This window comes from Pseudomonas sp. BRM28, from assembly GCF_002939405.1.
Classification (GTDB): domain Bacteria; phylum Pseudomonadota; class Gammaproteobacteria; order Pseudomonadales; family Pseudomonadaceae; genus Aquipseudomonas; species Aquipseudomonas palmensis.
Genome location: NZ_PEFV01000001.1, coordinates 5,117,395 through 5,130,695, shown reverse-complemented (window position 1 = coordinate 5,130,695; position 13,301 = coordinate 5,117,395). Strand labels below are relative to the sequence as shown.

General features: G+C 67.9%; 14 protein-coding genes. 2 read left to right on the top strand and 12 right to left on the bottom strand.

The window, feature by feature from the left end:
- Positions 1-35: 35 nt before the first annotated feature.
- From CR917_RS23690 to CR917_RS23670, 5 genes are read right to left on the bottom strand one after another with little or no spacing between them, the layout of a single operon-like run.
- Positions 36-788 carry an ABC transporter permease gene (locus CR917_RS23690; RefSeq protein WP_054916072.1) on the bottom strand — a complete coding sequence of 251 codons (753 nt, stop codon included), beginning with the start codon at positions 786-788 and terminating at the stop codon, positions 36-38.
- Positions 788-1,987 carry an ABC transporter substrate-binding protein gene (locus CR917_RS23685; protein ID WP_104573036.1) on the bottom strand — a complete coding sequence of 400 codons (1,200 nt, stop codon included), beginning with the start codon at positions 1,985-1,987 and terminating at the stop codon, positions 788-790. Before CR917_RS23685 ends, CR917_RS23690 begins: the two co-directional genes overlap by 1 nt.
- Positions 1,953-2,801 (bottom strand): ABC transporter ATP-binding protein, encoded by an 849-nt coding sequence (locus CR917_RS23680; protein WP_043860186.1) that lies wholly within the window; start codon positions 2,799-2,801, stop codon positions 1,953-1,955. Before CR917_RS23680 ends, CR917_RS23685 begins: the two co-directional genes overlap by 35 nt.
- Complete coding sequence (locus tag CR917_RS23675; protein WP_058541149.1) at positions 2,798-3,865, bottom strand: acyl-CoA dehydrogenase family protein; 1,068 nt, start codon at positions 3,863-3,865, stop codon at positions 2,798-2,800. The genes CR917_RS23680 and CR917_RS23675 overlap by 4 nt, the downstream gene beginning before the upstream one ends.
- Before the next feature lie 51 nt (positions 3,866-3,916).
- Positions 3,917-4,477, bottom strand: a complete 561-nt coding sequence (locus tag CR917_RS23670; RefSeq protein WP_043860184.1) for a carboxymuconolactone decarboxylase family protein — start codon at positions 4,475-4,477, stop codon at positions 3,917-3,919.
- A 106-nt stretch (positions 4,478-4,583) separates the two neighbouring features.
- Between CR917_RS23670 and CR917_RS23665 the strand changes: the two genes are divergently transcribed.
- Both CR917_RS23665 and CR917_RS23660 read left to right on the top strand, forming a co-directional pair.
- Positions 4,584-5,495 carry an AraC family transcriptional regulator gene (locus CR917_RS23665; RefSeq protein ID WP_043860183.1) on the top strand — a complete coding sequence of 304 codons (912 nt, stop codon included), beginning with the start codon at positions 4,584-4,586 and terminating at the stop codon, positions 5,493-5,495.
- A gap of 127 nt (positions 5,496-5,622) precedes the next feature.
- Positions 5,623-7,248, top strand: coding sequence for a methyl-accepting chemotaxis protein (locus tag CR917_RS23660; RefSeq protein WP_104573035.1), 1,626 nt, complete (start codon positions 5,623-5,625; stop codon positions 7,246-7,248).
- A 53-nt stretch (positions 7,249-7,301) separates the two neighbouring features.
- Here CR917_RS23660 and CR917_RS23655 read toward each other — a convergent pair whose 3' ends face one another.
- The 7 genes from CR917_RS23655 to CR917_RS23625 are packed head-to-tail and all read right to left on the bottom strand — an operon-like array spanning position 7,302 to position 13,300.
- Positions 7,302-8,270 carry a LysR family transcriptional regulator gene (locus tag CR917_RS23655; protein WP_104573034.1) on the bottom strand — a complete coding sequence of 323 codons (969 nt, stop codon included), beginning with the start codon at positions 8,268-8,270 and terminating at the stop codon, positions 7,302-7,304.
- Positions 8,271-8,324: 54 nt separating this feature from the next.
- Complete coding sequence (locus CR917_RS23650) at positions 8,325-9,281, bottom strand: peptidylprolyl isomerase (RefSeq protein ID WP_058541152.1); 957 nt, start codon at positions 9,279-9,281, stop codon at positions 8,325-8,327.
- A complete protein-coding gene (locus tag CR917_RS23645; protein WP_043860180.1) occupies positions 9,278-9,754 on the bottom strand; it encodes a YbjN domain-containing protein in 477 nt (158 codons plus the stop codon). The genes CR917_RS23650 and CR917_RS23645 overlap by 4 nt, the downstream gene beginning before the upstream one ends.
- 17 nt (positions 9,755-9,771) lie before the next feature.
- Positions 9,772-10,431: a hypothetical protein gene (locus CR917_RS23640; RefSeq protein WP_043860179.1), complete on the bottom strand. Its 660-nt coding sequence runs from the start codon at positions 10,429-10,431 to the stop codon at positions 9,772-9,774.
- A 24-nt stretch (positions 10,432-10,455) separates the two neighbouring features.
- On the bottom strand, positions 10,456-12,138 hold the full coding sequence (locus CR917_RS23635) for a putative porin (RefSeq protein WP_104573033.1): 1,683 nt from the start codon (positions 12,136-12,138) through the stop codon (positions 10,456-10,458).
- 53 nt (positions 12,139-12,191) lie between these two features.
- On the bottom strand, positions 12,192-12,866 hold the full coding sequence (locus CR917_RS23630; protein ID WP_371920444.1) for an energy transducer TonB: 675 nt from the start codon (positions 12,864-12,866) through the stop codon (positions 12,192-12,194).
- Positions 12,867-12,874: 8 nt separating this feature from the next.
- The gene (locus CR917_RS23625; protein ID WP_043860333.1) at positions 12,875-13,300 is read right to left on the bottom strand and encodes a biopolymer transporter ExbD; all 426 of its coding nucleotides are present in this window, start codon (positions 13,298-13,300) and stop codon (positions 12,875-12,877) included.
- Position 13,301 lies beyond the last annotated feature (1 nt).

Here is a 13,301-nt window from a genome sequence, read left to right as displayed (position 1 = left end):
CAGGAGCCGGCCTTGCCGGCGAAGGGGTCAGCCCCTCACCCATGCACCCAGCGCCGATGCAGCCCTCGCGCCAGTGCATCCAGCATGAAGCCCAGCACCCCGATCACCAGCACCATCGCCATCAGCTCCGAGTACGCCAGCCGGTCGCGGGTATCCAGAATGAAATACCCCAGCCCCGCACTCACCCCGAGCATCTCGCACGGCACCAGCACGATCCACAATATGCCGATGGCCAGCCGCACGCCGGTCAGCACATGCCCCACCACCCCCGGCAGGATCACCTTGCGCAAGGTCTCCCAGCGCGTGGCGCTCAGGCTGCGGCTCAACTGCAACCAGCGCGGGTCGAGCTGACGCACACCCGCCGCCGTGTTGAGCAAGATCGGCCACAACGCGGCAAACGCCAGCAGGAAGTAGATCGGCGCATCACCCACCCCCATCAGCATCACCACCACCGGCATCCACGACAGCGGCGAGATCATGCGCAGGAACTGGAACGCCGGGGTGGTCGCCGCGTCCAGGCGCCGGTAGCTGCCCACCAGCAAACCCAGCGGCACGCCCACCAGCAACGCCAGCACCAACCCCACCAGAATGCGCTTGAGGCTCACCGCCACATGCTCGTACAGCTCGGCATGCCCCAAAAGCTCCAGCAGGCTGGCAAAGGTGGCCTGCGGCGCAAACCGCAAGGCCAGCCCGTCACCGCCGAACAGCACGATCCCACCCCACCACAGCAACAACAGCACCAGCAGCCCGGCGATACCCAGGGCCGCGTGTTTGACTGGCTTGACCATCAGACCGCGAACTCCTCGCTGCGCTCGAAGCTGTCGGGCAAGCCGAAGGCCTTGAGCCCGCCGACGGCACCGATGGCGTTGCGCACGAAGCGGTCATCCACCAGGTCGCGGGCGGTCTGTTGCGGGTCCAGTGCGGCCAGGAAGCCCTTGTCGCCTTCGATCAGGGTGTCCTTGAGGCGGCGCACCAGTTCCTCGGTGTAGCTGGGGAACGGGTACGGCTGGAAGTCGATGCGCTGCTCGTCCCACTGCGCATGCCGGATCGCCCCGCTCTGCACATACTGTTCGCGGCTGTCGGCAGCCGGCGTGAGCACCCGGCCCAGCACCTCGGGGGCATGCGGGGTATAGCGATTGGCGCCACTCTTGGACAGAATCTGCGCCGCCTCGGCGCGGTGGTCGCGGGTCCACAGCTGGGCCTTGACGATGGCGTTGACCACCTTCTGCGACCACTCGGGGCGGTTGTTCAGGTCGTGCTCGTGCATGAACACCACGCAGCATGCATGGTTGCGCCACACGTCCCCGGTAAAGCGCTGCACGCGCCCGACCTTGAGTTCCTCGGCCAGGGCATTGAACGGCTCGGCGACGATGTAGCCGGCAATGCGCTTGCTGGCCAACGCCGGCGGCATGTCCGAAGGCGGCAGTACCACCAGGTTGACCTCGTTGGCCGCCACCGCAGCCGTAGCCGCCCGCGACACCGGCTCCAAGCCGTTATCACGGAACAGTTGCTGCACCACCACGTTGTGAATGGAGTACCAGAACGGGATCGCCACCGTCTTGCCGCCCAGCTGCTTCACCTCGGTGATGTCCGGGGCCACGGTCAGCCCCGAGCCGCCCACGTGGTTCCAGGCCACCACCTTGGCCGGCACCTTGCTGCCGTAACGCGCCCACACGGTCATCGGCGACAGCAGGTGGATCACGTTGACCTGCCCGGAAATGAACGCCTCGATCACCTGCGCCCAGCTGCGCAGCAGCACCGGGCGCTCGGCCTTGATGCCCTCGGCCTCGAACAGGCCGTTGTTGTGCGCCACCAGCAACGGCGTGGCGTCGGTGATCGGCAGGTAGCCGATGCGCACCGGCGCATCCGGCTCGGCGGCGGCACGCGCCTGCAGGCTGCTCAGCAGCGGCATCGCACCGGCGGCACTGAGCACCGCGCTGAGTTTGAGAAAATCACGACGAGTGTGGGTGAAGTCGTCCAGGCACATGGGCAGTCTCCGACGGCGTAGGCAAAGAATCGGTTGGGGAAGTGTGGGTGCGGCTCGCCCGCCGAAGGGTCTTGAGAATCTCGATGCGCAACGCGCCCAGCGCCTCGACCTGCTGCTCACGCGGGTGCGCCAGGTCGATGGGCCATTGGCCGAGGGTCCGCGCCGGGTGGTCGCCCAGTAGCAGGATGCGGTCGGACAACAGCAGGGCCTCGTCGATATCGTGGGTGATCAGCACCGCAGCGGTGCCGTGTTCGGCGATCACGCTCAGCAGCAGTTGCTGCATGTCGGCGCGGGTCACTTCGTCCAGCGCGCCAAAGGGCTCGTCCAGCAGCAGTACATGGGGCTGGCGCGCCAGGCAGCGCGCCAGCGCGGTGCGCTGGGCCATGCCGCCGGACAACTGCGCCGGGTAATGCTGGCGTGCATGCTGCAGGCCCACGGCGGCGATCGCATGGTCGATGCGCGCCTCGCGCTCGGCCTTGGCCAAACGCGGCTGGCGAGCGAAATCCAGGCCGAAGGCGACGTTGCTTTCCAGGCTCAGCCAGGGCAGCAGGCTGGGGTCCTGGAACGCCACCGCCACCCGTGGATGCGGGCCGTCCAGCGGCTCGCCGAGCAGGCTCACGCGACCATCGCGCGCCGCCTGCAAGCCGGCCAGTACCCGCAGCAGGCTGGACTTGCCCACCCCGCTGGGGCCCAGGATCGACACCACTTCGCCCGGCGCCAGGTCCAGGTCGAAGCCTTCGAGCAGGGTTTGCCAGCCCTGTTCGCGGGCGTAGCCCAGGCTGATACCGCGGGCCTGCAGTACCACCTTGCTCATGCTGCGCGTGCCTGGCGTTGCAGCTCGGCGCGCAGTTGCACCAGGCTCGGGGTCACGATCGGCACGAACGCCGACTCGCGCCAGCGCCGCGCAAAGCCTGCGCCGTACTCGCTCAGGTAGGCCTTGCCGCCGCTGGCCTGCAGCTCCAGTTGCAGCGCCTCGCCAACGATCTCGGCCAGGCTGATGCGCACCTTGAACAGCGACGCCGGGTTGCCCAGGAAGCGCCCGTCGAGCAGGCCGGCCTTGAGCTCGCTCACCACATCGGCCAGCAGCTCGCGCTGCGCCTCGAGGGTTTGCGCCAGCACCGAACGCACCCCCTGCAGGTGCCCCTGCGCTTCCTGCAAGGCGCGCCGCGCCAGGCCGATGGCCATGCCGCACTGCAGGCCCAGGAACGCCGGGCGCACCGCCGGCAGGAACTGCCGGGCATCCTCATGCAGCAGCCAGTCGCGGCCCAGGGCCACCTGATCGAAATCCAGCGCGGCGGTATTGCTCGACTGCAGCCCCATCAGTTGCAGGTCGGGGGAGCGCTGCACCCCCGCGATGCCGTCGGGGATCGCCACCACGAACGGTGCACCGCCTTCGGCGCGGTCGATGGCGGCGGCCACCACGAAGCCGCCCTTGCGCAGGTTGGTGACCCAGTGCAGGCGCCCGTTGAGCGCCCAGCCCTGCTCGCCGCGCGCCGTGGCGCTGACCTGCAGCGACTCGATGCCGGACAGAAACTTCATTGCGTTGGAGAGCCCGGTGGCACCGGCCAGCTCACCGCTGAGCAACGACGGCAGCAGGCGCTCGCGCAGGGCGCTGTTGGGGCTGTGCAGCAGGTATTCGATAAAGGCCCGCTGGCCCCAGAACACGAAGGCGGCGGCCAGCGAATAGCTGGCAACGCTGGCCACGGTTTCCACGGCGTCGGCCACACTGGCGCCGCTGCCGCCCTGACGCGGGTCCACACCCACACCCAGCACCTTGGCTGCGGCCAGTTGCCCCAGCACCTGCTGCGGGTCGCACCGGCCCTGGTCGAGCGCCTCGGCATTGGCCTCCAGCCAGTGCTGCAATACGGGATCAAGCATGTTCTTTCCTCCTTAGAACAGGGCGCCAGCCACACACTGGCGCCACGGGGCTCACTGAGCGTCGGCCTGCCAGCGATACTTGGCCAGCTCGTCATTGAGCGGCGTGCGCGCAAACACGTTGGCGAAATTGCACAGCGTGGCCAGGCTCACCCCCAGGATAACTTCCAGGGCATGGCCTTCGGTGTAACCGGCCTCGCGAAACTCAGCGTAGGTGGCATCGCTCACATTGCCACGGGTGGCAATCACTTCGCGGGCAAACTTCGCCAGGGTTTCGAGCCTGGGCGATGGTAACTCGCCGCGCGCACGCAGGGCCTGCACCACTTCTTCGGGCAGCTTGGCCTTGTTCAGCGCCACCGCCGTATGGCCGGCCACGCAGAAGTCGCAGCCGTGCTGGGTGGCGGCAATGAGCTGCACCACTTCGCGCTCGGCCAGGCTCAGCTCGGCCTTGCCATTGAGCGCCGAAACCGTCACATAGGTTTCCAGCGCGGCCGGCGCGTTGGCCAGCACGCCCAGCAGGTTGGGAATGAAGCCGGAATTCTTCTGCGCGTTCTCCAGGAACGGGCGCGCGGCTTCCGGGGCGCTTTGCACGGTGTGTAGAGTGATGCGTGACATGGCGTGGTCTCCTGCATACTGAAGGTGTTCGCCAAGTCTGTTGGTTATAAGAAAACCGATCCATATTCTACAGTCGCGATTACTTGCTCCTGAGTGTTTCCATTAGATGATTTCTTCCAGCGTTTTGGTCGATTGGTTATTAGAGCGTCTGGAACTGGACGCCAGCCTGTTCCATGTGGGGCGCTACTGCGGTGGCTGGCACGCCAGCACCCAGGGCCTGGCCCGGGCCAGCTTTCATGTGGTGGTGCAGGGCCACTGCTGGCTGCACATCGACGGCCAGCCCGAGCCGCAGCGGCTGGAGGCCGGCGAGGCGGTGTTCCTGCTGCGCGACCTGCCCTATCGCCTGTCCGACAGCGCCGACAGCGACACCGCGCGCTGCCAGCCGCGCATCCCGATGCAGGCACTCGACAGCCAGGCGGCGGATGGCGTGGGGCTGGTGTGCGGGTTCTTTCACTTCCAGCCGGGGCTGTCGTCGCTGATGGCCGAGTCGCTGGCCGACTGGATCATCCTGCGCACCGGCGACCCGTCGCTGCAGGCGGCGCGGGCGCTATTCGAACTGATCCTGGAGGAATGCCAGCGCACCCCCGCACCCTCCTCCACCCTGCTGGAGCGCCTGAGCCAGTTGCTGTTCTTGTACGTGCTGCGCCAGCAGGTGAGCGACAACCAGGACCTTGGCGGCCTGGTCGCCCTGGCCCGTCACCCCGCGTTCGCCCCGCTGCTGGAGCAGTTGATCGAACACCCCGAACAGCCCTGGTCGCTGGAGAGCATGGCCGCCTGCACAGGGCTGTCGCGCTCGGCCTTCTTCAAGCGTTTCAACGAGCTGGCCGGCCAGTCGCCGGGCCAGGTGCTGCTGGCGCTGCGCATGCGTCACGCCTGCCAGTTGCTCAAGGCCAACAACACCGTCGAGCAGGTCTGCGCAGCGGTGGGCTACCAGTCCATCGCCGCCTTCACCCGGGCGTTCGGCAAGGCCATCGGCGTGCAGCCCGGCGCCTACCGCCGCCAGCACGAGGGCCGCTGAAACAAAGGCTGTGCGGTAATCGAACAGAACCCGTCGTCGCCCCCTAAAGTCATGCGCCGCGCCTCCGATAGCAGCCTACCCACCGCACAGAGTGGGGGTATTTTTTACTGCCAGGAGTAATGCCCGCATGCTTGCCGACCTCAAGATCCGCACCGGAATGTTCTGGGTGCTGCTGCTGTTCAGCGCCACCCTGCTGTTTTCCACCGTCAGCGCCTGGCGGGCGGCGGTGGGCAGCGACGCGCAGATCAACGAGCTGGACCAGACCGCCCAGCAGTCCGACCGCCTCAATAACGCGCTGCTGATGGCGATTCGCGCCAGTGCCAACGTGTCGTCGGGCTTTATCGAGCAGCAAGGCGGCCACCTCGACAGTGCCAAGGCGCGCCTGGCCATGTCGCAAAAGCTGCTGGGCGACAGCCAGGCGCTGGTCGACGCCTTCGTCACCAACACCCATGAGCCGGCGCAAAAGGCCCTGGCCCAGGACCTGCAGCGCACCTTCGCCGACTACGCCAACGCCGTGGCCGGGCAGCGCGCCGCCACGCTCAAGGGCTCGCTGGACGACTACTTCACCGTCAACGTGGATGCCGGCAACGCCATGCGTGGCCTGCAGGCGCTGCGCCAGCAACTGGTGGCAGCCCTGGCCGAGCGCAGCCGGCAGATCATGGCCGAGTCCGACCAGCGCCTGGCCACGGCCCAGTGGCTGAGCGTGCTGCTGGGGCTGTTGACCCTGGTGCTGGCCGCCGTGTGCTGGGCCTTTATCGTCGCCCGTGTGCTACGCCCGCTGCGCGAGGCCGGCGTGCATTTTCAGCGCATTGCCGGGGGCGACCTGAGCGTGCCGGTGACGGTGCGCAGCCACAACGAGATCGGCCAGCTGTTCGCCGAACTGGAGCGCATGCAGCACAGCCAGCGCGATACCCTGGGGCAGATCACCGCCTGCGCCACGCAGCTGTCCAGCGCCGCCCAGGCCCTGGACAGCGTGACCGAGCAGAGCACCCAGAGCCTGCGCCAGCAGGACCAGGAGCTGGAACAGGCCGCCACGGCGGTTACCGAGATGACCACGGCGGTCGAGGAAGTGGCGCGCAATGCGGTGTCCACCTCCCAGGCGGCCAGTGCCTCCAATGCCTTGGCCGAACAGAGCCGCCAGCAGGTGGCCGACAACATCGACGGCACCCAGGCCATGGCTCGCGAAGTGGCGATCAGCGGCGAGCGCCTGCAACAGCTGGCGGTGCAGATTCGCGAGATAGGCACGGTGCTGGAGGTGATCCGTTCGGTGTCGGAGCAGACCAACCTGCTGGCGCTCAATGCCGCCATCGAGGCGGCGCGTGCCGGCGAGGCCGGGCGCGGGTTTGCGGTGGTGGCCGATGAGGTCAGGACCCTGGCCTACCGCACGCAGCAATCGACCCAGGAAATCGAGCAGATGATCAACAGCGTGCAACAGGGCACCCAGGCGGCGGTGGACTCGATGCAGGCCAGTACCGGCCGCGCGCAGTCCACGCTGGGCATCACCCAGGCGTCAGGCCAGGTGCTGGAGGGCATCTACACGGCCATCGGCCAGATCAACGAGCGCAACCTGGTGATTGCCAGCGCGGCAGAGGAGCAGGCCCAGGTGGCCCGCGAGGTGGATCGCAACCTGCTGAACATTCGTGAATTGTCGGGCCGCTCGGCGGCGGGCGCCGAGCAGACCCGCGTCGCCAGCCATGCGCTGTCGCAGCTGGCCACGCAACTGACCACGCTGGTCACGCGTTTTATCGTCTGAGGTGCGGCGCCGGTTCGCCGGCAAAGCCGGCGCCTACAGGGCACCGCGCCCCTTCAGAACCACTCCCGACGCTCCTCGAACGCGGCCCGGATCATGGTCACCAGCACCTGCACCAACGCCGCCTGCGCCGCACGCTCATGCACCGCCAGCCACACCGTGCGGCGCATCGGCGCCTCCAGCAACCCCGGCAATGCCAGCAGGCCACGGTCCAGCTGCGCCGCATAATGCGGCAGCAAGCCGATGCACGCGCTGCACTTGATCAACTGGCTGAACAGGCCGTAGCCCGGCACCCGCGTCACCCCCGCCTCGCGCTCGTTCAACAGGCGGTTCCACGGCGCCAGCGCCGCCACCTGGGCCTCGCCCTGCCACTGCACCAGCATGTAGTCGCGCAGGTCGTCCCGGCACACCGGCCGGTTGCTCTCGCGCGAATAGCGCTTGGCAATGTGCGGGTGATACTCCAGCTGCGCCAGGCGCGTCGGCGCCTCGCCGGCAAACCCCGGCAGCGGCACGCTGCCCGCCTCGTCATCGAGCCACAGCACTACATCGGCCTGCGCCAATCCCTGTGCATCCAGGCCGCTGACGTCCAGGCGGATCCCGGCGTTCTGGCGCACGAAGGCCACCAGGTTGCGCGCCAGAATGTCCTGCATGATCGGTTCGGCCACCGCCAGGTGCACCAGCACCGGCGCATCCAGCGCGGTCATGGCCTGTGGCTTGCTGCTCAGGCTCGACTGCAGCAACGCCTGCAACTGGCGCCCCTCGCGGCTGAGCACCAGGGCATGGCCGCGGTTGACGAACAATGGATACCCCACCCGCGCTTCCAGCTGCGCCAGCTTCTTGCGCAACAGGGTGGACTTGAGGTTGAGGCTGCGCGCAGCCTGCATGAAGCAGCCGCACCGCGCACTGGCCAGAAAACAGCTGAGCATCTGCTCGTCCTGCACCCAGCCCAGCCCGGCCCGCACCTTGGCCAGCGGCTCGGCCGGCGGATAATCGGGCACGTAGTGCGGCATATCGAACATCGGCATCCTCGCCTCCTGCCGGGCCCCGGCCAGGGCCCGCTCTTCCTTGATCGACGCCGCCTAGCGGCTGGCGTCCATGACCTGATTGAGCGCAGCGCCATCGATACTCAGCGTCGCGCTGTTGAACATGCCGTCCACGTAGGCCCGGGCCACCTGTTCCTGGCGCTGGGCCCGCAACAGGTCACGCAGGCTGTCGCGCACCTCGTCCAGGCTGGCCACACGCGGCGGCTGCACCTCGATGAGCTTGACGATGTGAAAGCCCGCCGCACTCTGCAACGGCTCGCTCACCGCCCCTTCCTTGAGCTGCGGCACCGCATCGCGCACCTGCGGCAGCAACTGGCTCAGCGGCTGCAGACCACTGTCGCCGCCACGCTGCGCACTCTCGCGGTCCTGCGAGTTGGCCCTGGCCAGCGCGGCAAAGTCGGCATTGGCAGCCTGGGCCTGCTTGCTCAGGGCCAGCGCCTGCTTGCGCACGCGTGCCACCGACTGCTCGTCCGGCACCGCCAGGAAGATCTGGCTCAGGTGATAGCGCGTGGGCAGTTGCAGGCTGGCCTTGCCGTTCTCGTAGGCCGCCTGCAGTTCAGCCTCGCTGGGATAGTCGGCCGGTACCTGGCTGACCGAGTTCAGGTAGTCGCGCAGCACGATCTGCTCCACCACCGCATGGGTCTGCGCCTGCACATCGGGACGCTCCGACCAGCCCTGGGCCTGGGCCTGCTGGTACAGCGCCTTTTCCGCCAGGCGCGAGCGAATCCAGCCCTCCAGGGCCTGGCGATTGCCGCTCAGTTCCTCGCGCGCCGGCGCCGGCAGCTTGGCGAACAGCGCCTTGAGCTCCTCCACGCTGACCTGCTGGTCGCCCAGGCGCGCCAGCGCCGGCCCCGCATCGCTCGCCACAGCGGCAACCGCCGGCGCTTTCGCGCTGGCTGCCACCGGGTCATCCCCCGTGCGCAGTGCCAACACCACTGCCACGCCCAGAACGGCCAGCGCGCCCGCGCCGGCCCACAGCGTACGTCGAGTCACGAAGCGCTCACCGCTTCAGCCCCGGCCACCGCCTCGTCCTGCACCTGGGCCACGTTGCGGCTGTAGTCGCGCAGGTACACGATGAACTCCTGCAGCAGGCGGTCCCACAGCACCAGGCTGCCCAGCAGGTGCTTGTGGCTGACGCCGTCGGCCACCATCACGTCCATCTCCATCACCAGGAACTCGCCCTGCACCGACAGCCGCGCGAAGCGGCGCGACACGTTCCAGCGTTCGGCCAGCCCGGCCGGCAGCTCACCCTGGATGCGCAGGGCGCAGCTGTAGGTGAAGTCGAGGAACTCGCCCTCGCGCTCGGCACGGTTGCCAAAGCGCACCGCATAGCCCACGCCCTGGCTGGCACTGAGCAGTTGCACCACGGCATTCTGCTCGCTGCGATTGACTCGGCAACCTGCATCCTGCAACAGGGTGGTCAGAGAGTCGGCGCTGACGGTTTCGATCAGTTGGTTGTCGCTCATGGCTTCGCTTCCTTGTGTCAATTGACTTGCGGTTTGCTGCCGCCCTGCGCGGCATCGAACTGGGTCTGGTACAGCTGATCGCCGTAGGCCTGGGCAAGTTCCTCGAACTTCACCCGGGCGCCCCCGGCAAAGGGTTGGCGCATCTTCATCACATCCGCCACATCGATCTTTTCGTAGGCCGCAAGAATCCCCTTGGCGACCCCGTACATCTGCTGATTCTTTGCCGAACACGCCAGCACCTGCTGCTCGCGCTCGGCCAGGCTGGCGGCCAGGCGCGCACGCTCGGCTTCCTTGGCCTTGGCCATGCCCAGCAGCTCGTCGTAGGCCTGCTTGTACTTGCCCAGTTGCGCGTTGCTGCTGGCCACCAGCGCCTGCGCCTGGCCGTGCAGGGCCTGCTGCTGGCCCAGCAGCTGCTCGGCCTGGCCACGGGCCTGGGCCAGTTGCGCGGTCAGTTGCTGCACCTGGGCCTGGGCCGCATCGCGTTGCTGCTCGGCGCTCTGGCGCGCCGCCGAAGCCTGCGCCTGTTCGCTCTGCAGCGCCTGCAACTGCTGGGTGGTACTGCGCAGCTGGGTGCGCAGGCGCTCTTCCATGCCTTCGGCCGCAGCCACCCCCGCCCAGCTCACGCCCAACGCCACCAGCAGGTACGAACAACAGGCCCGATAGGCTCGCTTGTTCATGCTCTTTCTCCCTGTGCGCGCCTGCTAGAAGCGCGTGTTGACTTCAAGTTGTAGCACATCGATATCGAACGGCGCGCCGTACACCGCCTCGGTACTCATCCAGCGCGCCGTGGCGTACACGTTCTGGTCCAGGCCGTAGTTGGCACCGAGGATGTAGCCCTTGGCGTTGGTGCCGCCCAGGTGGAACGAGGAATCGTTGAAGCCGTCGGGCAAGGCATCGGGCTGGATGTGCTTGTAGCCGGCGAACAGGTTCCAGTCGCCCTGCTTTTTCAGCTCCAGCGCGTTGCCCAGGGTGAACTGCACCATCCACGCATTGGCACCGCTCTTGATGTTGCCGTCGCTGTCGAGGTTGTTGGCCAACTGGCCGGCCGAACGCTTGCGCATCTCGCCTTCGTCGTAGGCCAGGTTGTGGATGTAGTTGGCCTGGCTGCGCAGCTTGAAGTCGTGCGGCAGCTCGGTGTCCCATACCGCGTTCAGGTCCAGCAGGTTGAACTCCGACGCCAGCCCCACGAACTGCGGCTGCGGGGTGGCGGCCGGGTTGGCCGGGTTGGGCGTGATGTCGCGCAGCAGGAACAGCGTGTTGCCCTTCTGCATGAAGGTCGGGCGGCTGCCGTCACTGTCGCAGCCAGGGTCGCCGTTCCACGGCTCGCATGCCCCGGAGCGTTCGCCGGCAATGTCGTCGAAGCGGTAGTAGGCCAGCGCGCCCTTGAGCCGGTTGCTGTCGTTGATCTGCCAGTTGGCGCCCAGCTGCGCGCCGTACAGCCACTTGTTGTCGCTGCTCTCCTTGTCCAGCCCGTTGCTGCTGGCGGTGTCGGCGCTGTACTCCACCGGGAACGCGCCGAGGGTCCCGAACAGGCTCAGGCTGTCGCTCAGCGGCTGGTTGAACAGGGCCGCCACGCCGTCGAAGTTGAGGTCGTTGGAATACAGCATGTCGGTGGACATGAACGGGTTGGCGATACGCCCGCCGGTCAGGGTCACGCGCTCGCTGGCCACCCAGCTCAGGTAGCCCTGGTCGAGCCACAGGTCCTTCTTGCCGAAGCCGCCGCCCAGGGTCTGGGTGGTGGACACCGGGCCGTTGTCGCTGCCGGTGCCGATGCGGATACCCGCCGTCCAGCTCGGCGACAGCACCGCCTTCAGGCCCAGGCGCGCGCGCAGGCGCAGCAGGTTCTCGCGGTCTTCGCGGGTATTGAGCAGCGGCGGCAGGTTGCGCCCGTTGTTGGGGTTGACGTCGTAGGGGCCGTCGGCGTTGAGCTTGGCGAAATCGATGATCTCGTTGCTGTTGTTGCCCGAGAAGTAGCGCGACTCGTCGCGCAGGCGCACGTCGCCATCGAAGCTGATGCGCGAGGCCCAGTCGGGGAAGGTGTTGGGCGCGGCCCAGTTCTCCTGCCTGGCCTGGGCCATCACCTCGGCCTTGACCTCGTCGCGGATCTGGTCGCGCACGATGGCCGGCACATACTGCACGCGCACCTCGCCATTGGCCGCCGGCACCGCCGCCACGCTGGCGCGGGCCTGCACCGCCTCGCTTTCGGCCTGGTCGATCAGGGCCTGGGCCTGGTCCTGCTTGAGCACACCCTGCTGCACCAGCAGGCGGATCAGGTTGATCGTCGCGTTCTGCGACGGCGCCGGGGTCTGCGCCACGGCCGGACCGACCGCCGCGGCGACCACCAGGCCGACTGCCAGGGTCAATCGGTTCACTGAGCACATCATGGATTTACCGCTCCTGTTGGTAAGTCGTGCGTCGTAGGGATCGGGCGCCGGGTTCATCCGCGGCGCCCCTGCAAGGCGATGCGCACCGGCAGGGTCAGGCTCGCCGGCGGGCGCTGGGTCATGGCCGGGGCGGCGCGCAACGCGGCCAGCACCTGGGCGTCCACCGCGGCATCGCCGCTGGAGCGCACCAGCTCGACGCGGGTCACCTCGCCGGTTTCGCTGAGCCAAACATCGCCCTGCAGGTTGAAGGTCAGGTTGCGCAGCTCGGGGTTGTCGCGCAGCAGGCGCTGGAAGGCATACGCCAGGAACTGGCCGTAGCTGCCGCTACCCAGCCCGCCACCGCCGCCGGCCATGCCGCCGCCCTTGCCGGCACCGATGTTGAAAGCGTCCCCGCCGGCCTGTGCATCGCCGTCGATCTGCATCGGGTTGGCCATGTCATCGGCCGGGCTCGGCGGCGCCTCCTCGGCCGGCTTGACCTCCTCGGCCTCGGGCACCGGCTGCGGCTCGACAATCTTCTCTTCCACGGGCGGCTCCGGTTCCTTGGGGGGCTCGGGGGGCGGCGGCGGTGGGGGGGGCGGCAGCGGAATGATCGCGGGGATCTTCGGTGCCTCGCGGCGCACCCCGCTCATGTCGTTGGCCCACTGCCACAGCAACCAGGCCAGGCCCGCGCCCACCAGTGCCACGGCGCCCCACTTGAGCAGGCGCCGGCTATCGAACTTCTGGTTCATGGGCATCCTCAACCCTGGTTCGGCTTGCCGGTCACCAGCCCGACCTGGGCCAGCTCCAGCCGACGCAACAGGTCGAGCACCTCGACCACCTTCTGGTACTGCACCGCCGCGTCGCCGCGCACGATGATCGGGAAGTCCGGGCTGCGCGCCTTCTCGCTGCGCAGGCGCTCTTCCAGTTCGGCCAGGGTCACCGGGTAGGCGTCGAGAAACACCTGCCCGGCATCGTTGACCGAGATCGCCTTGGTCTTGGGCTGGGACAGCGACACCGAGGCACTGGCCTTGGGCAGCTGGATCTGGATGCCCGACACCTGCGCGGTGGCGGTGAGGATGAACATCACCAGCACCACCATCAGCACATCCACCAGCGGGGTGACGTTGATGCTGTCGACGGCCGCGTCGTCGTCATCGTCGTGGGAAGCATTCATGGCTGCCATG

Bases quoted from the DNA above. Each gene is read 5' to 3' on its own strand.
- CR917_RS23685 (WP_104573036.1), bottom strand. From the start codon at position 1,987: ATGTGCCTGGACGACTTCACCCACACTCGTCGTGATTTTCTCAAACTC.
- CR917_RS23625 (WP_043860333.1), bottom strand. From the start codon at position 13,300: ATGGCAGCCATGAATGCTTCCCACGACGATGACGACGACGCGGCCGTC.
- CR917_RS23680 (WP_043860186.1), bottom strand. From the start codon at position 2,801: ATGAGCAAGGTGGTACTGCAGGCCCGCGGTATCAGCCTGGGCTACGCC.
- CR917_RS23640 (WP_043860179.1), bottom strand. From the start codon at position 10,431: ATGAACAAGCGAGCCTATCGGGCCTGTTGTTCGTACCTGCTGGTGGCG.
- CR917_RS23675 (WP_058541149.1), bottom strand. From the start codon at position 3,865: ATGCTTGATCCCGTATTGCAGCACTGGCTGGAGGCCAATGCCGAGGCG.
- CR917_RS23660 (WP_104573035.1), top strand. From the start codon at position 5,623: ATGCTTGCCGACCTCAAGATCCGCACCGGAATGTTCTGGGTGCTGCTG.
- CR917_RS23665 (WP_043860183.1), top strand. From the start codon at position 4,584: ATGATTTCTTCCAGCGTTTTGGTCGATTGGTTATTAGAGCGTCTGGAA.
- CR917_RS23690 (WP_054916072.1), bottom strand. From the start codon at position 788: ATGGTCAAGCCAGTCAAACACGCGGCCCTGGGTATCGCCGGGCTGCTG.
- CR917_RS23670 (WP_043860184.1), bottom strand. From the start codon at position 4,477: ATGTCACGCATCACTCTACACACCGTGCAAAGCGCCCCGGAAGCCGCG.
- CR917_RS23645 (WP_043860180.1), bottom strand. From the start codon at position 9,754: ATGAGCGACAACCAACTGATCGAAACCGTCAGCGCCGACTCTCTGACC.
- CR917_RS23655 (WP_104573034.1), bottom strand. From the start codon at position 8,270: ATGCCGATGTTCGATATGCCGCACTACGTGCCCGATTATCCGCCGGCC.
- CR917_RS23635 (WP_104573033.1), bottom strand. From the start codon at position 12,138: ATGATGTGCTCAGTGAACCGATTGACCCTGGCAGTCGGCCTGGTGGTC.
- CR917_RS23630 (WP_371920444.1), bottom strand. From the start codon at position 12,866: ATGAACCAGAAGTTCGATAGCCGGCGCCTGCTCAAGTGGGGCGCCGTG.